At 73.8% G+C, this 21992-nt stretch carries 21 protein-coding genes; 9 read left to right on the top strand and 12 right to left on the bottom strand.

The window, feature by feature from the left end; translation table 11 throughout:
• Positions 1 to 150: 150 nt before the first annotated feature.
• Positions 151 to 726, top strand: coding sequence for a snapalysin family zinc-dependent metalloprotease (locus tag ACFYL4_RS10945; protein WP_387518166.1), 576 nt, complete (start codon positions 151 to 153; stop codon positions 724 to 726).
• A 374-nt stretch (positions 727 to 1100) separates the two neighbouring features.
• Positions 1101 to 1361, top strand: a complete 261-nt coding sequence (locus ACFYL4_RS10940; protein WP_357762849.1) for a PLD nuclease N-terminal domain-containing protein — start codon at positions 1101 to 1103, stop codon at positions 1359 to 1361.
• A gap of 42 nt (positions 1362 to 1403) precedes the next feature.
• Here the strand turns inward: ACFYL4_RS10940 and ACFYL4_RS10935 are convergent, their stop codons facing one another.
• The 6 genes from ACFYL4_RS10935 to ACFYL4_RS10910 all read right to left on the bottom strand — a co-directional run bounded on the left by ACFYL4_RS10935 (position 1404) and on the right by ACFYL4_RS10910 (position 7535).
• Entirely contained in the window at positions 1404 to 2756 is a 1353-nt protein-coding gene (locus ACFYL4_RS10935; RefSeq protein ID WP_387518165.1) for a carboxylesterase family protein, read from the bottom strand.
• 164 nt (positions 2757 to 2920) lie between these two features.
• Entirely contained in the window at positions 2921 to 3697 is a 777-nt protein-coding gene (locus tag ACFYL4_RS10930) for an MBL fold metallo-hydrolase (protein WP_357762855.1), read from the bottom strand.
• 58 nt (positions 3698 to 3755) lie between these two features.
• Complete coding sequence (locus ACFYL4_RS10925) at positions 3756 to 4856, bottom strand: ABC transporter ATP-binding protein (protein ID WP_387518164.1); 1101 nt, start codon at positions 4854 to 4856, stop codon at positions 3756 to 3758.
• Positions 4853 to 5614, bottom strand: a complete 762-nt coding sequence (locus ACFYL4_RS10920) for an ABC transporter permease (RefSeq protein WP_387518163.1) — start codon at positions 5612 to 5614, stop codon at positions 4853 to 4855. Before ACFYL4_RS10920 ends, ACFYL4_RS10925 begins: the two co-directional genes overlap by 4 nt.
• Positions 5611 to 6492 (bottom strand): ABC transporter permease, encoded by an 882-nt coding sequence (locus ACFYL4_RS10915; protein WP_387518162.1) that lies wholly within the window; start codon positions 6490 to 6492, stop codon positions 5611 to 5613. Before ACFYL4_RS10915 ends, ACFYL4_RS10920 begins: the two co-directional genes overlap by 4 nt.
• Entirely contained in the window at positions 6492 to 7535 is a 1044-nt protein-coding gene (locus tag ACFYL4_RS10910; protein ID WP_387518161.1) for an extracellular solute-binding protein, read from the bottom strand. Before ACFYL4_RS10910 ends, ACFYL4_RS10915 begins: the two co-directional genes overlap by 1 nt.
• 316 nt (positions 7536 to 7851) lie before the next feature.
• On the opposite strand from ACFYL4_RS10910, the gene ACFYL4_RS10905 reads away from it, so the two are divergent.
• The gene (locus tag ACFYL4_RS10905; RefSeq protein WP_357762866.1) at positions 7852 to 8889 is read left to right on the top strand and encodes a LacI family DNA-binding transcriptional regulator; all 1038 of its coding nucleotides are present in this window, start codon (positions 7852 to 7854) and stop codon (positions 8887 to 8889) included.
• A gap of 159 nt (positions 8890 to 9048) precedes the next feature.
• Entirely contained in the window at positions 9049 to 10680 is a 1632-nt protein-coding gene (locus tag ACFYL4_RS10900) for a BCCT family transporter (RefSeq protein WP_387518160.1), read from the top strand.
• Here the strand turns inward: ACFYL4_RS10900 and ACFYL4_RS10895 are convergent.
• Complete coding sequence (locus ACFYL4_RS10895) at positions 10673 to 11602, bottom strand: DMT family transporter (protein WP_387518159.1); 930 nt, start codon at positions 11600 to 11602, stop codon at positions 10673 to 10675. The genes ACFYL4_RS10900 and ACFYL4_RS10895 overlap by 8 nt on opposite strands.
• A gap of 37 nt (positions 11603 to 11639) precedes the next feature.
• Here ACFYL4_RS10895 and ACFYL4_RS10890 point away from each other — a divergent pair, with 37 nt between their 5' ends.
• On the top strand, positions 11640 to 13043 hold the full coding sequence (locus tag ACFYL4_RS10890; protein ID WP_357762875.1) for a PLP-dependent aminotransferase family protein: 1404 nt from the start codon (positions 11640 to 11642) through the stop codon (positions 13041 to 13043).
• A 17-nt stretch (positions 13044 to 13060) separates the two neighbouring features.
• Here the strand turns inward: ACFYL4_RS10890 and ACFYL4_RS10885 are convergent, their stop codons facing one another.
• Complete coding sequence (locus ACFYL4_RS10885; protein ID WP_387518158.1) at positions 13061 to 13633, bottom strand: TIGR03086 family metal-binding protein; 573 nt, start codon at positions 13631 to 13633, stop codon at positions 13061 to 13063.
• A 130-nt stretch (positions 13634 to 13763) separates the two neighbouring features.
• Between ACFYL4_RS10885 and ACFYL4_RS10880 the strand changes: the two genes are divergently transcribed.
• Positions 13764 to 14942 (top strand): saccharopine dehydrogenase family protein, encoded by a 1179-nt coding sequence (locus tag ACFYL4_RS10880; RefSeq protein ID WP_387518157.1) that lies wholly within the window; start codon positions 13764 to 13766, stop codon positions 14940 to 14942.
• Between the two features lie 25 nt (positions 14943 to 14967).
• The gene (locus ACFYL4_RS10875) at positions 14968 to 15939 is read left to right on the top strand and encodes a patatin-like phospholipase family protein (RefSeq protein ID WP_387518156.1); all 972 of its coding nucleotides are present in this window, start codon (positions 14968 to 14970) and stop codon (positions 15937 to 15939) included.
• Between the two features lie 105 nt (positions 15940 to 16044).
• Here ACFYL4_RS10875 and ACFYL4_RS10870 read toward each other — a convergent pair whose 3' ends face one another.
• The 3 genes from ACFYL4_RS10870 to ACFYL4_RS10860 all read right to left on the bottom strand — a co-directional run bounded on the left by ACFYL4_RS10870 (position 16045) and on the right by ACFYL4_RS10860 (position 19582).
• Entirely contained in the window at positions 16045 to 17046 is a 1002-nt protein-coding gene (locus ACFYL4_RS10870) for a hypothetical protein (RefSeq protein WP_357762886.1), read from the bottom strand.
• A 323-nt stretch (positions 17047 to 17369) separates the two neighbouring features.
• A complete protein-coding gene (locus tag ACFYL4_RS10865; RefSeq protein WP_387518224.1) occupies positions 17370 to 18869 on the bottom strand; it encodes an aminopeptidase P family protein in 1500 nt (499 codons plus the stop codon).
• A 167-nt stretch (positions 18870 to 19036) separates the two neighbouring features.
• Entirely contained in the window at positions 19037 to 19582 is a 546-nt protein-coding gene (locus ACFYL4_RS10860) for a GNAT family N-acetyltransferase (RefSeq protein WP_357762892.1), read from the bottom strand.
• A 139-nt stretch (positions 19583 to 19721) separates the two neighbouring features.
• Here ACFYL4_RS10860 and ACFYL4_RS10855 point away from each other — a divergent pair, with 139 nt between their 5' ends.
• Entirely contained in the window at positions 19722 to 20819 is a 1098-nt protein-coding gene (locus ACFYL4_RS10855) for a pyridoxal-phosphate-dependent aminotransferase family protein (RefSeq protein ID WP_387518155.1), read from the top strand.
• 21 nt (positions 20820 to 20840) lie between these two features.
• Here ACFYL4_RS10855 and ACFYL4_RS10850 read toward each other — a convergent pair whose 3' ends face one another.
• Entirely contained in the window at positions 20841 to 21062 is a 222-nt protein-coding gene (locus ACFYL4_RS10850; RefSeq protein ID WP_357762897.1) for a DUF3099 domain-containing protein, read from the bottom strand.
• A 204-nt stretch (positions 21063 to 21266) separates the two neighbouring features.
• Here ACFYL4_RS10850 and ACFYL4_RS10845 point away from each other — a divergent pair, with 204 nt between their 5' ends.
• Positions 21267 to 21980 carry a nuclear transport factor 2 family protein gene (locus ACFYL4_RS10845; protein WP_357762900.1) on the top strand — a complete coding sequence of 238 codons (714 nt, stop codon included), beginning with the start codon at positions 21267 to 21269 and terminating at the stop codon, positions 21978 to 21980.
• Positions 21981 to 21992: the final 12 nt, after the last annotated feature.

Below are 21992 nucleotides of genomic sequence, written 5' to 3'. Positions count from 1 at the left end.
GCGGCGGGTTCCTGAACTCCGCAGCCCGGGGCGCGCTGCGGAATCTTAGCGTCCTGCACTCCTTGTGGGGACCAACCATCACGCATAGCATCACCGCGACCCCACCGGGTCACGAAGATCATCAGCACCCTCACCCCCCAGGGAGACCCCATGCTGAGACGCGTCCTGACACCCCTCCTGGTCGCGCTGAGCGCGCTGGCGCTGACGCTGGTGGGCACCGCACCGGCCGGCGCGGCGTCCACCGAGCAGTCCCTCCGGCAGAACCCCACCGTCCTGTACTACGACGCCAGCCAGGCCGCCGAGTTCACCTCGGTCGTCGCCTCGGCCGCCGACGTGTGGAACTCCAGCGTCGACAACGTCCGTCTGGAGCCCGCCCCCGCCGGGCCGCGCGCCGAGATCCGCGTGATCACCGACGACGGCTGGCCGCGCGCCCACCTGGGTCCGGTCCGTCCGGGCGGTCAGGTCACCGTCTGGATGGGCCGCCAGGGCACCGCCGAGGGGCACGACCCGCTGCGGATCGCCGCGCACGAGCTCGGCCACAGCCTGGGGCTGCCCGACGCCAAGCCCGGCCCGTGCTCCTCCCTCATGTCGGGTTCGACCGGCGGTGTGGGCTGCGCCAACGCCCAGCCCAACGCCACCGAGCGGGCCCGGGTCGAGGCCCTCTACGGTGGCGGCCCGGCCGGTCTGGTCGGCGCTGACGGACAGATCGTGGTCGACCGCCACTAGCGACGCGGGGGTCCGGGGCCGACCCGGCCCCGGACCCCCTTCTGGTCGTCGTCGGTCAGTCGCGGTCCACGACCTCGACGCCGCTGAACGCGGGCACAGGTGGCGGCCAACGGCCGACCACCGTTCGGTGACGACTCGCCCCTCTCGGTGATCGGACCCGGGGGCGGAGGACCCCCGACGAAAGTCGGTGCGCGCCGCCACGAAAGCGTCGGCCGGGCGGGGTCGGGCACCGTCCAAGGCGACGCGCGGGAACGTCCCCCAGGGGGAGGCCCCACGGGGGTGGGCGGGCCTAGCGTGGAGTGCCTAGCCAAGGGGCCCGGTCCCGCACCGAGACGGGGGCGGCCGGGCCCCGCCTGACCCTGAGGAGAACCGAGATGTCCCTGCTGTCGCTGTTCGAGTCGATGACCCCGGAGACCGGGATCGCCCTGGCCCTGATGATCGGCGCCCTGTTGGCGGGGCTGGTGGCGGTCGTGCTCATCGTCGCCGCCGTGTTCAGCATCCTGTTCTCCGGACTGGACCTCGCCATGAAGTTCGTGTGGATCGTCCTCGTGTTCCTCGCTCCGCTGGTCGGCGCGATCCTGTGGTTCCTGATCGGCCGCAACCGGGTCCCGGCCCGGCAGTACGGGTACCGCTGAAGCCCACCGCGCCACCGGACGCCGACGGGCCGGGGCGGTGGGTCAGGAACGGTGGACGGTGAGGCTGTCGGAGGCGGCCTCGGCGTTGTCGGCGGAGACGGTGCCGGTGCGCGCGAAGTCGGCCCACAGGCGCCGCACGGCCCGGCCGCGCCGGTCGAGTTCGGCCCAGTCGGTCCGCCCGACGAGCCTGGTGCCCTCCCAGGCCTCCCTGGTACCGAGCAGCAGGGGGACGTCCACGATGTGGGCCGCGCCGTAGGGGCTGCCCTCCGGACGCCAGGTGACGGTGTAGCGGGTGGCCCGGCCGCCGGACCTTCGGTGGTGGCGGGCGAACCGCTTGGTCGGTCCGGTGTAGATGCGGTGGGTGGTGGCCCACACGAGAAGGCGCCGCAGGGCTCCGCCGACCACGGGCAGGGCGGCCAGGCGCCGGATCGGCGGCAGGAACTCGGCGAAGAGCCCGGTCTCCTCGCTGGTGGCGCCGATGAGCAGGTCGACGCCGGGGGCCGCCGCGCGCCAGGCGCGCAGCCGCAGGGACTCGGGGGGCAGGGGCGCGTGCCCGTACTGGGTGCCGAACGGCATGGCGCTGGCCAGTCCGAACCCCTTGGCCGCCGCGCCCGCCCGTTCTTCGAGTGCGACCAGTTCGGCCGCGGTGGCGTCGGGGTCGGGGGCGCCGACGGCCCGCGCCATGGCCTCCGACATCCGGGAGCGCCCGGTGATGATGCCGAGCGGCGCGCTCTGCACCACCGCGCGGCGGAAGAGGCCCTCGGCGCCTTGGCTGATCATGAGGTGGGCGACGGCGTCGCCGCCCGCGGACTGGCCGAAGAGGGTGACGAGGTCGGGGTCGCCGCCGAAGGCCGCGATGTTGGCGCGCACCCAGCGCAGCGCCTGGACCTGGTCGAGGAGGCCGAGGTTGGCGGGTGCGGTGTCACCGAGGCGCAGGTAGCCCAGCACCCCGAGCCGGTAGGTGAGGGCGACGACGACGATCCGCTGTTCGGTGACCAGCCGGGTGGGGTCGAAGATCTCCATGTCCCCGGCGCCGGTCACGTAGGAGCCGCCGTGAATCCACACCATGACGGGCAGGCGCTCGTCGTCGGCCAGGTCGGCGGGGAAGGTGACCGAGAGCCGCTGGCAGTGCTCGTCGTGGCGTCCGACCGAGACGCCGTCGACGGCCGTGGAGACGACGCGGGAGGTCAGCTGGGGCGAGGCGGGTGCGGGGCTGGTGGCCTGGAAGGGTGCGGTGAACGCGGGGGCGGGCCTGGGCGGGGCGAACCGTTCCGCGTGCGCGTAGGGGATGCCGAGGGCGCGGACGACGTCGCCGCGGACCGTGCCGACGACGGGCCCGGCCGGGGTCTGGACGCGGCGGAGCTCCTCACGGGCGACGGAGGTCTGGTCGGTCATGGTTCCCTCCCGGTGCGGCGCGCCGCGGCTGGGGCCCCGGGCTGCGGGGACGGCGTCCAGGGCGAGGATAGTCCACCCGGCCCCCGCGGCCCCCGTGCCCCGGCACCGCGACCACGGAGGGCGCGGTTCGTGGCCGGGGCGCGGGGACGGGACCGGGGCCGCCGTCAGAAGCGGCTGCCGGGTACGGCGACGCTCACCTTCCCCGCGAAGGCCTCCTGCGCGTGGCGGCGGCCCTCCTCCCAGTCGGCCGGGTCGGCGAAGTGCGTCAGCACGAGGTGTCGGGCGTCGGCCTCGGTGGCCAGCAGCCCCGCCATCCGCGCGGTGAGGTGGCCGTGTCCGTGCAGGGCCTGTTCGTCGGCCTCCAGGTAGGTGGCCTCGCACACGAACAGGTCGGCCGCGCGCGCGGCCTCCGCGACCGGGGCGCAGTACCCGGTGTCGGACGAGAACGCGACGCTGCGGCCGTCGGGCGACTCGAAGCGCAGCGCCGCCGAGGGCACGCTGTGGTGTGCCGGGAACGACCGGAAGGAGACCCCGTCCACCTCGTGCGCGGTCCGGCCGTCCCTGGGCATCGGGGTGATCTCGAAGGACTGCGCGATGGGCTGGTGCATGGTCGGCAGGGTGGGGATGCCGAAGACCGCGTCGAAGGCGGCCACCCGCTCGGTCTCGCCCTCGGGAAGGAAGAGGGGTACGCGCGGCAGCACCCGCGGGAAGGTCCAGCGGTAGGCCCAGGCCATGAGGTCGAGGCTGTGGTCGGCGTGCATGTGGGTCACCACGATGCCGCGCAGGCGGTCGAGCCCGTACCGGGAGCAGTAGGCGAGCAGTGACCCGGGACCGGCGTCCACCAGGACCACTCCGGTCTCGGTGTGCAGCAGGTAGCAGGAGGCGGGCCCCTCCTTGGTGGGCGCGGTGGCGTTCGATCCGAGGATCTCCAGTTCCAGCATGTTTGTTCCTCTCGTGGCCGTGGTCGGCGGGCGGGGGCGGGTGTGCGTCGTGTGCGGGTCAGGGGCGCAGCAGGGTGGCCCTTCCCGGGGCGGCGGCGAGCGCCACAGAACGCCCGATCCGCGCGTCCGGGGGGACCCGCACCCCCAGGTGGTGGCCGCCCGCGCGGACGGTCAGGTGCACGCCGTCGCCGGTGAACTCGGAGTGGGTCACCTCCGCGACCAGCGCCGAGGCGGCGGAGTCGTCGGTGACGGTGAGGCTGTCGTGCCGCAGCAACAGGCGCACGGCCCCGTGTTCGGTGGGGCGCACCTCCAGGTCGCGGACCGGCAGGCGCCAGCTCCCGTCCAGGGTGACGGCGTGCCCGTCGTCGAGTTCGGCGTCCAGCAGGACCGCCCCGGCCAGGAAGTCCGCGACGAAGGCGTCGGCCGGGTCGTCCCAGAGGCGTTGGGGCGTGTCGAACTGCACCAGCCGCCCGTCGCGCAGCAGGGCGATGCGCGACCCCAGGGACAGTGCCTCGCGCTGGTCGTGGGTGACGATGAGGGTGGCGCACTCGGTCGCGGCCAGCATCGTGGCCAGTTCGCGGCGCAGCCCGCCGCGCAGCTGCGGGTCCAACGCGGCCAGGGGTTCGTCCAGGAGGAGGGCGTCCGGCTGGATCGCCAGCGCCCGGGCCAGGGCGACCCGCTGGCGCTGGCCGCCGGAGAGCTGGTCGGGGCGGCGGTCGGCCAGGTCGGACAGGTGGGTCAGTTCCAGCATGTCCCGCACGAGCGCCTCGCGGCGGGCTGCGGCCGTCCCCCGGGCGCGCAGGCCGTAGCCGATGTTGGCGGCCACGCTCATGTGCGGGAAGACGGCGTAGTTCTGGGGGACCAGGCCGATGTTGCGCCGGGCCGGTCCCAGGGCGGTGACGTCGCGTCCGGCCAGGCCGATCGCCCCCTCGGAGACGGGGACCAGACCGGCGACGGCGCGCAGCGTGGTGCTCTTGCCGCAGCCGGAGGGGCCGATGACGGCGACGGTCTCGGCCGGGGCCACGTCCAGGGACACGTGTTCCACGGCGGTGGTGGAGCCGTAGCGGACGGTCAGGCCGTCCACGGTCAGCCCGGCCGCGCGGGTGACGGCGGGGGCCTCGCCGCTCGGGGTCGGTGACGCGGTGGCGTGGGTGGTCACGGGGTCCTCCTCGGGGCCCGGCGCCGGGCCAGGACGATGGCGGTCAGCACCGGTGCGACGAAGGCGACGAAGATCATCGACTGCGCCGAAGCGAGTTCGAGGCGCTGGGTGGAGTAGGAGTCGAAGAGGGCGAAGGGCGCGGTGGGCGTGGCGGGCGGGTTGATGAAGAAGCTGATGTTGAACTCGCCGAACGACAGCGCGAACACCATCGTGACGGCCTGGGTGACGGCGACCAGGCAGGCGGGGACGGTGATCGTCCGCAGGACGCGCACGGAGCCGGCGCCCAGGCTGCGGGCGACGCTCTCGTTGGTGCGCAGCTCGTCGTCGGCCAGGGCGGGCACCAGCGCCGCCAGGGTGAAGGGCAGGGTGAAGACGAGGTGGCCCAGGACCAGCAGTAGCCCGCTGGGGCGCAGCATCGGGTAGGTGCCCACGAGGGCGACGCTGAGCGCGATGCCGGGCACCGCCAGCGGCACGTTCACCAGGTAGCCGGTGAGACGGGTCAACCATGAGGGGTGGCGGGCCACCCACCAGGCCAGCGGCCCCCCGATCGCCAGGTTCAACACGACCACGAGGGCGGCCACGCCCAGGCTGCGGCCGATCACCGGAGCCAGGGGCGGCCACGCGTAGGCGAACCAGTCCAGGGTGGGACCGCCGCCCCACGGGCCTTGGGAGAAGTCGACGCTGGTGGCGGCGACCAGGGTGGCCACCAGGGGAATGACCACGAAGGCGCAGGTCAGCCGGGTGACAAGCCGGGTCATGAGGACACCGCCCGACGGACGACGCGGGCCAGCACGCGGCCCAGGACCAGGGCCAGCACCGCCGTCACGGCCAGGATGACCGCGAGGGTGGACGAGGCGGCGAGCCGGTAGCCGGTGGTGAGTTCGTTGGCGACGTTGAGCGGCAGCAGCCGCACCCCCTCGGACAGGGTCGCGACCGTGCCGTACCCGCCGAGGGCGACCGCGATCGCGGTACCGCTGGTCTCGATCGCGGCGGGCAGCAGCAGGGGCAGGGTGACGGTGCAGAACACGCGGGGTCGGGAGGCGCCCAGCGTGCGGGCGCTCTCGGCCAGGGACGGGTCCAGGGTGGCGGCGGCGCCGCGCAGCGGCCCCAGCACCCGGGGGAGGGAGAAGTAGAGGTAGGCGATGAGCAGGCCGGGGAAGGTGTAGGCCAGTCCCGCGAAGCCGTCCCACGCCAGCCCGAGCAGACCCGTGCGTCCGGTCAGGACGATCGCGAAGAACCCGATGATGATGCCGGGCAGCGCGATGGGCAGGGTCAGCAGGGCGTCCGTGAGGGCTCCGCCCCTGCCCGCCCGGTCGTCGTCGGCCTGGCGCAGCACCACCGGCACGGCCACGCAGAGCGTGATCAGCACCGATCCGAGGGCGATGTAGAGGGAGTTGACGAGCGCGTCGCGGACGGCCGCCGAGCCGAAGGCCCGGACGTAGTGCTCCAGGGTGGGCCCGCCGTCGGCCGGGGGCTGCCCCAGGCCGAGGGAGTTGGCGACCATCACCACGACGGGGTAGGCGCTGAACAGGCCGATGACGATCAGGGCGGGGAGCGCGGCGATCCAGGCGGGCGCGGCCGCCGCGCGTCCTCGTGTGCCGGGGGCGGTGCCCCCGGCGGTGGCGCTGGAGGGCACTAGAAGCCGACCTCGTCCTGGTAGAGCTCGATGAACTCCTGCTGGCGCGCGCCCTGTTCGACGTAGTCGATCGTGGTGGCGCGCTCGTACTCCTGCGGCGGCAGGACCTTGTCGGCGAGCTCCTCGGGCATCTCTCCGATCACCGGGCGCATGTACCCGGCGGCGAACAGGCCCTGGCCCCGCTCGGAGAAGTAGAAGTCGAGGAGCTCCTTGCCGTTGTCCTCGTTGGGCGCGCCCTCGACCAGGCCCACGATGTAGGGGATCTGGAGCGAGCCCTCCTCGGGGATGACCACGGAGACGTTGGCGCCCTCGTCGCGGAGCTTGTAGCCGTTGAAGTCGGTGTCGATCAGGATCGGGATCTCGCCCTGGGCGACCTTGGCGGTGGCGGTCTGCGCGGAGGTGGAGGCCCCGTTGTCCTTGAGTCGGCTGAGGTAGTCCAGGCCCGGTCCCCAGTCGTCGAGGTCGCCTCCGAGGGCGACGTTGACGGCGGTGGCGGCGGAGTAGCCGACAGCGGCCTGGGTGGGGTCAAGGTAGCCGACCTTGCCCTCGTAGGCGGGGTCGAGCAGGTCCTCCCAGCTCCGCGGTACGGGGGCGCCGTCGAGGTGGTCCTCGTTGACGATGAGGGCGATGGTGCCGGTGTGGACGCTGGTCCAGGCGCCGTCGGGGTCGCGGAGTTCCTCGGGGACCTGGTCGGCGCCCTCGGGGACGTACGCCTGGAGGACACCGGCCTCCACCAGCTGCTCTCCGAAGGCGATGCCGGTGTAGGCCACGTCGGCGACCGGGGAGCCCTTCTCGGCCTGGAGCGCGGCCAGGGCCTGGCCCGAGTTCTTCGGGTCGTTCGGGGCGTTGATGCCCGTCTCCTCCGTGAACGCGCTCAGCACCTCGCCGTAGTTGCCCCACTCGGAGGGCGAGTTGTAGGTGATGACGATGTCGCCGCCGCCCGAGGCCGCGCCTCCGGGGGCGTCGACGTTGCCGCACGAGGTCAGGGCCAGGACGGTGAGGGTCACGACGGCGCCGGTGATCGCCGTGCGTCGGTGGGACATGGGGGCTCCGAAGGGTGGTCGGACGGCCCGGACGCCGGGCCGAGGGGTGGGTTGAGGGTACTTCGTGATGAAACGATTTACCATAGGGGTGACCTGCACTGTCGTGATCGGTGTCCGCGAGGCCAACACCCTGGGAACCCTCGGCCAACCGCGTCACCTGCGTCACCTGCGCACCTCGGTGCGCCCGCCCCGTGCCAGCCCCGGTTCGCGGCCCGTGCTCCCCCTCGACACCGCCGCGCGTACCGCTCGACGCGCGTGGCGTCTCCACCGCCCCACCGGCATCATGACCGCACACCTCCTTTCGGAAGGACCTCCCATGCCCTCCTCACGCAAGCGCGTGACCCTGCGCGACGTCGCCGCCCTGGCCGGGGTCTCCGTGGCCCAGGCCAGCTTCGCCCTGAACGGTCAGGGACGGGTGGCCCCGGCGACCGTGGAACGGGTCCGCCGCGCCGCCGCCGACCTCGACTACCAGGTCGACGGGCGGGCGCGGGCCCTGCGCACCGGGCAGCGCTCCGCCTACGGGGTCGTCATCCGCAACATGCGCAACCCCTTCTTCCTCGACGTCCTGCGCGGCATGGAGGTACGGGCGCACCGCGAGGGCGCCTTCCTGCTGATCCTCAGCTCCGACTACGACGTCGAACGAGAGTCGGCCGCGCTGCGCAGGCTCGCCACCGAGGGGGTGGGCGGAGTCGCGATCAGCCCGATCGGGCGCAGGGGACCGCTCACCGACTGGCTCCCCCGGCACCCGGACGTCCCCGTGGTGGCGTTCAACCGCACCCCGGAACCGGCGGTGCCCGGCGCCGAGCGGCTCTCCACCGTCGGGCCGGACGACGGGGCCGCCGTGGCCCTGGCCCTGGAACACCTGCGCGCGCGGGGGCACCGTCGCGCGACCCTCGTCATGGCCCCCGAGGGGTTGGCCGCCGACTGGGGCCGCGAGGAGGAGTTCGTCCGGCTCTGCGCCGCGTGGGGACTGACGGGGACCGTGGTGCGCTGCCCGCTCGACCACGACAGCGTCGCCCGGATGGTCGCCGGGCGGATCGCTCCCGCCGGAGGGGGCGGGTCGGCCGGACACGAGGCGTTCGTGGTCAACTCCGACTACCTGGGCACCGCCGTGTACGCCGCGGCCCGCTCCCTGTCGATGCGGGTCGGTCGGGACGTGAGCGTGGTCGGGCACGACGACCTCGCCACCTCGGGGCTGCTCGACCCGGGTCTGACCACCGTGGGCCTGGACCGCGAGCTCCTGGGCGACCACGCCATGCGCCTGCTGACCGCGCCCGGGGACGGTCCCGGGCGGTGCGTACGGCTGCCGGTCCACCTCGTGGAGCGCGACTCGGTGGCCCTCCTCGGCGGGTGACGCGGCCAGACCCGACCCGGCGACGCGGCCGCGGCCACACACCCGCGTGGTGGGACGCACCCCCGCACACCCACTCGGATCAGGACGAACGCACGTAGACTCGGCCGGTCCGCCGGGGCCTCCGGCGGGCGCTTCCGATCGAGGGGCAACCTCTTCTCCATGTCTTCCACCGCGAGCCCACGCGTGCCCGAAACCGGCCGCCGACCCGATCTCTGGGTGGTCGGTGTCTCCGGCGGCCTGCTGATCGCGTTCGTCCTTGCGGCGCTGGTGTCCCCGTCAGGGGTGAACACCGCCGTCGACGCCGCCTTCGCGTGGTCGGCGCGCTGGTTCGGCGCCTACTGGCAGGTGCTGCTCCTGGCCACCGTGGCCGTCGCCACCGTGCTCGCCCTCTCCCGGTACGGACGCGTGCGCATGGGCGGGACCGACGCCCCCGGATTCACCTGGTTCCGGTGGGTGGCCATGGTCCTGACCACCCTGCTCGCGGCGGGCGGCGTCTTCTGGGCCGCCGCCGAACCCCTCGCCCACTACGTCGACCCGCCGCCGCAGTACGCCCACATGGCCGGTGGCATGGAGGGCGCCTCGGTCGCCCTCGCGCAGACCTTCGTCCACTGGGGGTTCCCGGCCTGGGCGATCGGCGGTTCCCTGGCCACGCTGGTGATGATGCGCGGCGTGGAGAAGGGCATGCCCCTGCGACCGCGCACGCTCCTGTGGCCGGTCCTGGGCGACCGGGTCCGCACACACTGGGTCGGCACCGTCGCCGACATCAGCTGTGTGGTGGCGGTGGTCGCGGGAACGGTCGGCCCCATCGGCTTCCTCGGCCTCCAGATGTCCTACATCGGCGGTGAGATGTTCGGCTTCGGCTCCGGTTTCGGCACCCAGGTGGCGATCATCGTGGGTCTGACCGCCGTGGCGACCGTCTCGGTGCTCAGCGGCCTCGACCGGGGCATCCAGCTGCTCAGCCGGATCAACGTGTGGGCCGCGCTCGTGCTCATCGTGTGCGTGGTCGGGTTGTCCTCGCTGCCCTTCGTCGTCGACCTGTTCCTCCAGGCCAGCGCGGTGCACGTGCGCGAGTTCGTGCCGATGACGCTGTACCGCGGCGACACCGGGTGGCTCGGCTACTGGACGGTCTTCTTCTTCGGCTGGTTCATCGGCTACGGCCCGATCATGGCGATCTTCATCGCCCGCATCTCCAAGGGCCGCACGGTCCGGCAGATCTTCCTGGGCGCGACCGTACTGCCCGCCGTGGTCACCTCCGTGTGGTTCACCGCGCTGGGCGGCAGCGGGCTGTGGCTGGAGCAGCGCACTCCCGGGGCCATCTCCGGGCCCTACGAGGAGCACGGCCTGCCCGCCGCCGCGCTGGCCATCGTCCAGGCCCTGCCGATGAGCGCCCTGCTGGCACTGGTCATGATCGCCGTGACCCTGATCTTCTTCGCGGCCACCCTGGACGCCATGTCGTACTCGATCTCGTCCGCGAGCATGAGGACGGGCGAGCCCTTCCCGTGGGTGAGGGCGTTCTGGTGCGTGGGCATGGGCGCCGCCGCCATCGTGCTGCTCACCGTGGGCGACAACGGGGTGCAGGCCCTCCAGTCGTTCATCGTCGTGACGGCCGTGCCGGTGGGGCTGGTGCTGCTGCCCACCCTGTGGAGCGCGCCGCGCCTGGTCAGGGAGATGGCGGTGGAGCAGGGCGTCGTCGCGGCCCCCGAGCCCGCTGACGGAGCCGGCGCCGACGGTGCCCGGACCGAGGGCTCCGAGGCCGCCCAGGACGTCCCGGAGCGCGTGAGCGCTAGTTAGGGATCGGCCCCGGTGCCGGGGCCACGCGCGCCGTCGTCGTCCGCCCGGCCCTGGAGCGGACGGCGACGGCGGCGCACAGGACCACCGCACCCCCTCCGAGGAGCGCGGGCCAGGTCAGACGTTCGCCGAGCAGCAGGACCGCCCAGCTCAGGGTCATCACCGGCTGGGTGAGCTGGATCTGGCTGACCCGGGTCATCGGGCCGGTCGCCAGGCCCCGGTACCAGGCGAAGAAGCCCAGGTACATGCTGACCACCGCGAGGTAGGCGAGCGCCCCCCACTGCCCGGGCGACCCGCTCGGCGGCTGCTGGACCGCGGCGACCCCGCTCAACAGGGCCATGAGCGGCGCGGCCAGCACCAGGGCCCAGGAGACGGTCTGCCACGCGCCGAGCTCACGGGCGAGGAGTCCGCCCTCCGTGTAGCCGATCGCGGCCGCGATGACGGCGCCGAACAACAGCAGGTCGGCCCAGGCGGGGCCGCCGCCCGTCCCCCCGCCCTGGAACGCGGCGAAGCCGACCGCCGTGACCGTGCCCACCGCGGCGGTGGCCCAGAACACCGCGGGGGGCCGCTCGCGGCCGCGCGCCACCGCCGCCACCGCCGTCGCCGCGGGGAGCAGGGCGATCACCACCGCCCCGTGACTGGCCGAGGCCGTCGTCAGGGCGAACGAGGTCAGGATCGGGAACCCGGCCACCACTCCCCCGGCCACGAGGGCCAGACGCCACCACTGGCGCCCGCTGGGCGGGCGCTGACGGGTGAGGAGGAGCGCCGCGGCGGCCAGCAGCGCGGCGACCACGGCGCGGAAGGAGCCCACGAACAGGGGCGACATCGCCCCCTCGGCCACGGCGACGCGCGTGAACGGGACGGTCAGGGAGAAGGCGGCGACCCCGAGCAGACCCCACCAGAGCCCGGAACGCGAAGATAGCACCGGGGGAAGTTTTCGAGTAGCGCTACTATGATCACTCATGAACAACGATAGCAGTGCGCGTATCGTCGAGGGGTTGCGCGCGTGGATCTCCCAGGCTGCCCCCGGAGCCCGCCTCCCCTCGACCCGGTCCCTGGTGGCCGAGTACGCCGCCAGCCCGGTCACCGTCCAAAAGGCCCTGCGCGCTCTGGTGGCCCAGGGTGCGGTGGAGAGCCGTCCCGGAGTGGGCACGTTCGTACGCGCGGTCCGGGTCGCCCGTCCTCACGACTACGGCTGGCAGACCGCCGCGCTCGGCGCCCCACGGCACCGCTCCCCCGGCCCGGACACGGCGTTGCGCACCCCGCCCAACGACGCGATAGCGCTCCACTCGGGATACCCGGACCGGGACCTGCTCCCTGAGCGCCTGGTACGCGCCGCCCTCACACGCGCCGCTCGGAGCGAGGCGACCGTGAGCCGTCCTCCGGCCGCCGGTCTGCCGGATCTCCAAGCCTGGTTCGCCCAGGGGCTCGCCGCCCACACTCCGGTGGGGGTCACGCCCCCCACCTCCGCGGACGTGCTCGTCCTCCCGGGGAGCCAGGGCGGCCTGGGCGCGGTCTTCCGTTCCCTGGTCGGTACCGCGGGGCCGCTGCTGATCGAGTCACCCACCTACTGGGGCGCCACTCGCGCGGCCGCGCGGGCGGGTGTGGAGATGGTGCCGGTTCCCAGCGGGGCCGACGGCCCCGACCCGGACGAACTGGACCGCGCCTTCGAGCGGACCGGGGCGCGGGTGCTGTACGCCCAGCCCAACTTCGCCAACCCCACCGGGGCCCGCTGGTCCGCCGACCTCGGTGAGCGGGTACTGGAGACCGTGCGCCGCCACGGCGCGTTCCTGGTGGAGGACGACTGGGCGCACGACCTCGGGATCGACGCGGAGCCGAGCCCGCTGGCCGCGCGGGACGACGCGGGTCACGTGGTGTACCTGCGCTCGCTCACCAAGAGCGTGTCCCCGGCCGTGCGGGTGGCCGGGATGGTCGTCCGGGGCCCGGCCCGGGAACGCGTCCTCGCCGATGTGCGGGCCGAGTCCATGTACGTCAGCGGTGTGCTTCAGGAGGCGGCGCTGGACGTCGTCACCCAGCCCGCCTGGGGCACCCACCTGCGGGGATTGCGCCAGCAGTTGGCGGCCCGCCGCGACCTCCTGGTCGACGCGCTCCGCGTACACGCGCCCACCGCCTACCTCGCGGCGGTCCCCCAGGGCGGGCTCAACCTGTGGCTACGGCTGCCGGACGCCACCGACCTGCCCCGCGTGGTCCGCGAGTGCGAGGAGGCGGGGGTCCTGGTCGCTCCGGGCGGCGAGTGGTTCCCGGCGGAGCCCACCGGACCGCACCTTCGGCTCAACTTCGCGGGCCCGCGGCCCGGAGCCTTCCCCGAGGGGGCCCGCGTGCTGGGTCGGGCGCTGGCGTCGTAGCCGGGCCCGCTGCCGGACTACGGCCAGGGCTTTCGCCCGGTGAGGGCGAGCAGGCGGGTCTGGGCGTCGGCGCCGTCGCCGACGGGGACCCGCTCGGCGAACAGCGAACTGCCCGAGAGCACCGCCGTGTTCTCCTCGGCCCAGGCCAAGAGCTCGGCGACCAGGCCGGGGTCGAGCCGCTCGTCCGCGCCGATCCCCCGCGCCAGGTCCCAGGCGTGCACTCCCAGGTCGAAGGTCATCTGCCACAGGTACACGCGGCCCGGAACGTCCCCGAAGGACAGGTGGACGGTCCGTTCGGTGGCGGAGGGCGCCAGCCAGGCGGTGCGTGCCTCGCGGGAGGCCACCGACCAGGTGGCGGCCGGTTCCTCGCCCAGGATGTCGCCGTCGAAACGGTCGCCCACCTCTTCGAGGGTCGCCCCGTCCAGCAGGGGCGGCACCCACAGCTGTTCCGAGGTCAGGTGGTTGACGAGGTCGTGGACGTCCCAGTCCGCGCAGGGCGTGGGCCGGGCCCAGTCGGCGAGCGCCACCCCCGCCACCCGGCGGTCGAACTCCGCCATCGCGGTGCCGTGCAGGTCGACCAGGTCGGCCATGGTGTCTCCCCCGGATTCGGATGCCGTTCCCGGAGCGCCCTACCCCGCGCGACCGGCTCCCCAAACCGGCGCGGCCGGGCGTGCGAGACTGTGCTCGGCGCACGACACAGATCCGAGAGGCTGGAACACCGTGGAACGCGGTCACGACATCGTCCTGTTCGGCGCGACCGGGTACACCGGCGCGCTGACCGCCGAGTACCTGGCGACCAGCGCCCCGCGCGGCCTGCGCTGGGCGCTGGCGGGCCGGGACCGGGACCGTCTGGAGGCGGTACGGGCGGAACTGGCCGAGATCGACCCCGACCGGCCCGTACCGGAACTGCTGCTGGCCGACGCCGAGGACCCCGGCTCCCTGCGCGCCCTGGCCGCCTCGGCCCGGGTGGTCGTCACCACGGTGGGCCCCTACGGCCCGTACGGTGAGCCGCTGGTGGCGGCCTGCGCGGCCGAGGGCACCGACTACGTCGACCTGTGCGGCGAGCCCGCGTTCGTCGACCTCGTCTACGCGCGGCACCACGCCACCGCCGTGCGGACCGGCGCGCGGCTGGTGCACGCCTGCGGGTTCGACTCCGTCCCCCACGACCTGGGGGTGCTGTTCACCGTCGAACAGCTGCCCGAGGGGGTCCCCCTGAGCGTGGAGGGGTTCGTCCGGGCCAGGGGCGGCGTCTCGGGCGGGACCCTGCGTTCCGCCGTGGGCGCCTTCGCCGACACCTCCGGGATGCGGCGCGCCGCCCGCGAGCGGCGCCTCGTCGAGCCCCCTCTCCGGGGCCGCAGGGTCCGTGTCGACCACCGCGTCCGACCGCGCACCCGGCTGGCCCGGGGGTGGGCGGTGCCGCTCCCGACCCTGGACCCGCGCGTGGTGGTCAGGTCCGCGGCGGCCCTGGAGCGCTACGGGCCCGACTTCTCCTACGGCCACTACGCGGCCTTCCGTCGTCTGGGCGGCGCGCTGGGCGCGGTCGGCGGAGCCGCCGGGGTGGTGGCCGCCGCCCAGGTGCCGGCGCTGCGGTCACGGCTCCGGAACCTCGTCCCGGCCGGTGCGGGTCCGACCGAGGAACAGCTCGCCAACGGGTGGTTCACCGTGCACTTCACGGGGGCCGGGGGCGGGCGGCGCGTACACACACTGGTCTCGGGCGGCGAACCCGGCTACGGGGCGACCTCGGGCATGCTCGCGGAATCGGCGCTGTGCCTGTGGGAGGACGACCTGCCGCCGACCTCCGGGCAGGTCACCACCGCCGTCGCCATGGGCGATGCGCTCATCAGGCGGCTGCCCCGCGCCGGGGTCGACTTCGAGGTCCTGCGCGCCGTGCGGGACTGAGGTCCGGCCTTCCTAGACTGTCCGCGTGACAGACACTCCCCGCACGCCCCGTACCGCCCCGCCCGCCCGCGCCACCGAGCACCCGGCGGACCCAACGGGCCCCGCGCCCACGGCGGGAGGCCCCGGACCGGTGGCCTTCGTCCTGGGCGGTGGAGGCGTACGCGGCGCCGTCGAGGTCGGTATGGTCCGCGCCCTGTTGGAGGAGGGCATCACCCCGGACCTCGTGGTGGGGACCTCCATCGGGGCGATCAACGGCGCGGTGCTGGCCCTGGACCCCTCCATGGCGGCGGTGGAACGGCTCGTCCGGACCTGGACCTCCCCGGAGGCCGACTCGGTGTTCGGTGAGGCGGTGGGCCGCCAGCTGCACCGCATCGTGACGACCCGCACCCACCTGATCTCCCCGGAACCGCTACGCCGCCTGCTGGTGGACGTTCTGGGCCCCGATCCGGTCTTCGAGGACCTGGCGGTCCCGCTGCGGGTGGTGGCGGCCAGTATCGAACGCGCCGCCGAGCACTGGTTCTCGGAGGGGCCGCTGATCGACGCCGTGCTCGCCTCCTCCGCCGTCCCCGGCCTGCTTCCGCCCCAACGGATCGGCGACGAGCACTTCCTGGACGGCGGGATCGTCAACTCGATCCCGATCGAGGCGGCGGTACGCGCGGGCGCGCGCACGGTGTACGTGTTGCAGGTCGGCCGGGTGGAGGAGCCGCTCTCGGTGCCCGCCAACCCGGTGGAGACGGCACGTGTGGCGTTCGAGATCGCCCGTCGCCACCGCTTCGCCCGGGACCTGGCGACGCTGCCCGAACAGGTCCGGCTGCACGTGCTGCCCAGCGGCGGTTCGCTGGCGGGGGACGACCGGCCGATGGCGTTCCGGCGGCTGGACTCCGTACCCCGGCGGATCGACCGGGCCTACACGGCCTCCCGCGACTACCTGGCCGGGGTCGACGCCGCGCCCCCGGACCCGTCCCGACCGGGGCCGGACCCCGCGACGCGGGAGTGACGTCGCGGCCACCTGGTCCGCCGTGTCGTGGACCGTGGCGGTCGCGGTGACCGCGACCGCCGGGACCCCGGTGCCGGGCGGGCCCGCCTCCTGGACCGAGCCGCCCTAGACGCTCACGTGCAGGGCGTACACGCCCTCGGTGGTGGCCAGGACCACCACGTGGTCGGGGGCGGCGACCAGGTCCTCCAGCTCCCCCGGCCACGTCCCGGGCACCTCCACCACGGGCTGGCCCGGGCGGTCCAGGTAGCGCACCCGGAGCCGGTCCAGGTACCAGGAGCCGAGGCCGCCGGGGCGGGCGTCCTCCTCCTGGTAGACGGCCACCGCCTCGCCCTCCCACTCGACCAGCGACACCAGGGTGCGCGGGCCGCCCAGCTCCGCCACCAACTCCAGGTCGGGCAGGGAGTGGACGCGCCCCGCGACCGCCAGTAGAGAGCGGCCCCCCACCCGGGCCGCCACGGTCTCGGAGTCGGCGTGGCTCTCCACCTCGCCGAGGTACTCGCCGTCCTCCAGCCGGTACACGCGCTCGCGCGGGTGCTCGTAGTCGGCGAGGATGACCGGGTCGAACCCCGGGTCCTGCCCCGGGGCGACGAGGAAGTCACCGGCGAAGGACATACGCTCGCCCCTGGCCTCGTGGCCGGGGCGGGAGTCCGCCAGGTCGGGGACGGTCGCACCGGTGAAGGGGTCCACCGCCCACCAGCGGGTGGCGCCGTCGCCGTCCTCTCCGAAGAGGAGGACCACCGCCTCCTTGTCCAGGACCCGCAGGGCCACGTCGTCGGGCCACAGCTCGCCCGGCTCGGCGAGGTCGGTCTCCAGCAGCGGTGTTCCGGTGCTGGGGTCGCGCACGGTCACCGAGCGCCGGGAGGCCTGGACCAGGACCGTGCCGGGCCACCCCTGCCCCTCGGGGGCCCGCGCCAGGTTGACCGGCCCCTGCGCCTCGAAGGCGGTGCCCAGGGGCCTCAGGGAGCGCGTGTCGAAGGCCCGGGCCTCGTACCGCGACTTCCGGGGATCGGGGTTGGGGTCGACGTCGCCGTGAACGAGGACCGTCCGCTCCGCCAGGAACAGGCGGGGAAACCTCAGCCCCCTGCGCCACAGCCGTTCCGCGCGCACGCGTGAACCTCCCCCAGTTCTGTCTTACGTATCCGCCCGCCACAAAAACCGTAGCGGGTGCCAGATCGGACCGCTCCCGGATCGGGAAGGCCGTCAGTGGAACAGCACCGATGGTTCCACACCCGGCCCGGTGAATATCCGGACAGGGCGGTCATGCCCCACTCCCGCCCGCACGTCGGGCCGAGCTACGGACAGCCGAAACGCGTCGGCGCTCCACCCGGTATCGGTCGACCCGTGTCCGAATCCCCGGACACGGCGACGGGCCGCCTTCCCCGGGGGGGAAGACGGCCCGCGCTCCGGTCCGGGCTCCGCGAGCGACCGGGTCAGCGCGGCAGGCGCTCGGCCAGCCAGGCCTCGACGTCGGCGGAGGACCTCGGCAGTCCGGCCGACATCACGGTGCGGCCCTCCTCGGTGACCAGGACGTCGTCCTCGATGCGCACGCCGATACCGCGCAGCTCCTCCGGCACGGTCAGGTCGTCGGGCTGGAAGTACAGGCCCGGCTCCACGGTGAGCACCATGCCCGGCTTCAGTTCGCCGTACAGGTGGATCTCCTGCCGGGAGACCGCGCAGTCGTGCACGTCCATGCCGAGCATGTGGCCGGTGCCGTGCAGCGTGTACCGGCGCTGGAGGCCCAGCTCCAGTACGCGGTCGACCGGGCCCTCCAGCAGGCCCCACTCCACCAGACCCTCGGCCAGCACGCGCTGGGAGGCCTCGTGGAAGGCGGTGAAGGGCCGACCGGGGGCGACCGCGGCGATACCGGCCTCCTGCGCCTCGTACACCAGGTCGTAGACCTTGCGCTGGAGCTCGGTGAAAGTGCCCGAGACGGGCATGGTGCGGGTGACGTCGGCGGTGTAGAGGGTGGTGGTCTCCACCCCGGCGTCCAGGAGCAGCAGGTCGCCCTCGCGGACCGGACCGTCGTTACGGGTCCAGTGCAGAGTGGTGGCGTTGGCGCCGGAGGCGGCGATGGTGCCGTAACCGACGTCGTTGCCCTCGACCCGGGCACGGAGGAAGAAGGTGCCCTCCACGTAGCGCTCGGAGGTGTCCCTGGCCTGGGGCAGCGCCTTGGCGACGTCGCCGAAGCCGCGTACGGTGGCGTCGACGGCCAGCTGGAGCTGGGCGATCTCCCACTCGTCCTTGACCAGGCGGTGGTCGGCCAGCGCCACCCCGAGGTCCTGGTCCAGCTGGACGGACTTGGCGCGGGCCTCGTCGTCGGCGTCGGCGTCGGCGCGCAGACCGTCCACCAGGGCGTCGATCTCGGCGTCGTGGCCCCGAACGACGCGGGTGGTCGCCGAGGTGTCGGAGCCGAGCACGCCCGGCAGGGTGCGCACGTCGGCGGTGGGCAGGCCCAGCAGCTCGGCGGCCTCTCCCAGGCTGTTGCGGCGCCCGGTCCACAGCTCGCCGTAGCCGCCGAGCCAGAACTCGCCGTTGTCGCGGTTGGAACGCGGCTTGAGGTACAGGACGGCGTCGTGACCGCCGTCGGCCCTCGGGGTGAGCACCAGGCAGTTGCCGTCGGTGGTGTCACCGGTGAGGTAGGCGTAGTCGGTGGCGGCGCGGAAGGGGTACTCGGTGTCGTTGGAGCGGGTCAGGAGCTGACCGGAGGGAACGACCAGGCGGTCCCCGGGGAAGGCCGCGCTGAGCACGTCACGGCGGCGGGCGGTGTGCCCGGCCTGCTCGACGGGCTCCAGGTCGCGCAGCTCGGTGTCGGCCCAGCCGGTGGTCATCCACGCCGCGAGCTCGTCGGAGACCGACTGCGCCTGGCCGTTCTTGCGCGGCCTGAACACGGGGGCTTCGGCCTCGGCCTCGGGACGCTGCTGCTCGCTCACGTTGTGACTCTCCTCGTCGAGTTCGTCGAAAGGGTGCGGGGCGTGGTGACCGCTGGTGGCGGTCACCCCTCTCATCGTACAAAGGCGTTCGTACCCCTGTCCGCGTGCCGGTCATAGCGCTGCCCATAACGTCCGGGCCAGCGTGCGCGCCCGTGCGCACCGGGCGGTCACCCGGTGGCGGGAACCAGGTCGCGGGCGAAGGGGATGGCCTTCGGGTAGGGCAGGTCGTCGACGGTCGCGGGGTCGACCCGGCGGTAGCCGATCCGTTCGTACAGGGCGACCGCCTCGGGCTGGGAGGGGCCGGTGAAGAGCATCACCCGGGAGTACCCGAGGTCGCGGGCGGCCTCCTCCAGCGCGCTCATGATCCGCCGCCCCAGCCCGCGCCGACGGTGTCGGGCGCTGGTCCACACGCGCTTGAACTCGACGGTGTCGGCGCGGTCCCGCCGGTAGGGGCGCAACGCTCCCCCGGCCACGACCTCGCCGTCGAGTTCGGCCAGGACGAGACCTCCCCCGGGGGCGACGAACTCGGTGACCGGGTAGCGGCTGAGCTCGTTGGCGGCGCCCTCGGCCCCGTAGCGCTCGGTGTACTCCTCCAGGAGCCCGTCGAGCAGACCCCCGATCCTGGGGTCGTCGTGGGCCACGCGCAGCAGGCGTACGCCGTCGGCAAGTGCTCCCCTGGTCGCGGCGGCGGCCGCGGCGTCGGTCTCGGTCATGGTGTCTCGGGCGGCGCGGCACGGTCCCCGCGGTCGTGTGCCGTCACCCTCTCCCTCCCTGTTCGGCTCGGACCCCGGGCACGCGGTCCCGGATCACCCCGTGGGGGCCCGGCCGTCCCGTCCCGGCTAGTGTTCGACCATGTCAGTCAGCGAACGCACCCTACTGGGCCCCGGACCGAGCAACCCCTACCCGGAGGCCACCCTGGGCCTGGCCGCCCCGCTCCTCGGGCACCTGGACCCCGAGTTCATCACCCTGTTGGAACGCGCCTGCGCGCGGCTGCGTTCCCTCTGGGGCACCGAGAACCCGCTCACACTGCCGCTCTCCGGCACCGGTTCCCTGGGCATGGAGACCGCCTTCGCCAACTCCGTGCGCCCGGGCGACGTGGTGGTCGTGGCGGTCAACGGCCTGTTCGGCGAGCGCATGTGCGAGGTCGCCGGGCGCTACGGCGCCGAGGTGGTGCGAGTGGACCACGAGTGGGGTCGGCCCGTCGACGTCCAGCGTGTCCTGGACGCCCACCCCGCCCCGAAGCTCGTGGCGGTCGTGCACGCAGAGACCTCCACCGGGGTGGTCAGCGACGTCGGCGCGCTGGGCCGGGCCCTGCGCGAGCGCTCCGACGACACCCTGCTGCTGGCCGACTGCGTCACCTCGCTCGGCGGCATGCCGATGGCCCTCGACGAGTGGCTGGTGGACATCGCCTACTCCGGTACCCAGAAGTGCCTGGGCGTGGCTCCGGGGCTGGCTCCGTTCACCTTCTCCGAACGGGCGTGGGAGCGCCGGGTGCAGTCCCCCCCGGTGTGGTACGTCGACCTCGGTCTGCTCGGCGCCTACGTGCGCGGCGGCCCGGGCGGGCGCGCCTACCACCACACCGCTCCGACCGCGATGGTCGCGTCCCTGGACGCGGCCCTGGCCCGGATCGAGGAGGAGGGCGTGGACGCCGTCGCCGCCCGTCACGAGGCCGCTGGCGCGCGCCTACGCGAGGGCCTCCAGGAAATGGGGCTGGAACTCTTCGCCGCCGAGGGCCACCGGTTGGCGCAGCTCACCTCCGTGCGCGTGCCCGACGGCGTGGACTCCGGCAAGGTGCGTGAACGCCTGCTGCACGACTACGGGCTGGAGATCGGCGCCGGGGTGGGCCCCCACGCGGCGACGGTGTGGCGGATCGGCCTCATGGGCCACAACGCCCGCCTGGACCGCGCGGAGCTGGTCCTGAGCGCCCTGCGTCGCGTGCTGGAGCGCTGACTCCGGGTGCGGGCCCGGCGCCTACTCGGCGTTGGGCCCGTACCTGTTGTCGTGGTCGCGCGGGTCGTCGGGGTCGGAGATGCTGCCCAGGGTGACCGCGACGGGCGGCAGGACCATCGCGACGGCGCACATCGCCACCGCCCACCCGACACCGAACAGGTAGTAGACGGGGGTGGCCCCGGCGAAGAGCAGCAGACACAGCCCCATGACGACCGTGTACCGGATCTTCCTGCGTTTGACCATGTCACCTCCGGTCGTCCCGTGGGTGAGGCCTCCTCACTTCCACGCTAACGCGCGTGGTCGGGGCGGTCGAGTCCCCGCCGGGCCGGGCAAACCCGGGCCTGACCCGGGATTGGTCGAATCGGAGACCGGTCGGGGAGCAGGGTGGAGGTAGGGCACCCGACAATGGTCCGCGTGCCCCGTCGCTCCCAGAAAGGGGTCCGCATCATGTCAGCCAACACCAACGGCAACGAATTCGACATCGAGGTGTTCCGGCGGGCCGTCGAGGACGGCGACACCGCCCTGCTGATCCGCCAGTTCGCGGAGGACGCGGACATGGAGACCGTGGACCGGCGCACCCCGCCCAGCTCGCCCACGGTGCTACACGGGCGCTCCTCGATCGAGGACCAGCTCCGGCAGGTGTACTCGATGGACCTGGAACACGAGGTCCTGGAGTACTTCACCGACGGCGACCGCGCCGCCTACACGGAGCGCTGCACCTACCCGGACGGTCTCACCGTGCGGAGCATGTCCCTACTGGACCTGGAGGACGGCCGGATCGTGCGCCAGTCCATGGTGCAGGCCTGGGACGAGGAGCCGCCCGGCGCCGTGCGGATCGGTGACTTCGACACCTCCGGGGAACTGGTGGAGTTCGACCACGGCCGGTCCTCGTCCGTGCACCTGGGCGGCCAGCTCATCACCCGCATGACCCTGGAACCGGGGTGGCAGTGGAGCCGACACATGCGCCCGGACGCCGGGACCGACCTGTGCATGGCCACCCACGCGCTCACGCTCCTCCAGGGGACCATGGGGTTCCGTACCCGGGACGGCTCCGAACGCGAGCTGGTGGCGGGCCAGGTGGCGTACGTACCACCCGGCCACGACGCCTGGGTCGTGGGCGACGAGACCGTGGTGGTCGTGGACCGTTCGATGGACGGTTGAGGGCCACCCCGC

This window comes from Nocardiopsis sp. NPDC006938, from assembly GCF_042869555.1.
Classification (GTDB): Bacteria; Actinomycetota; Actinomycetes; order Streptosporangiales; family Streptosporangiaceae; genus Nocardiopsis.
The sequence above is the reverse complement of the archived record's forward strand: the minus strand, read 5'-3'. Positions and strand labels throughout refer to the sequence as shown.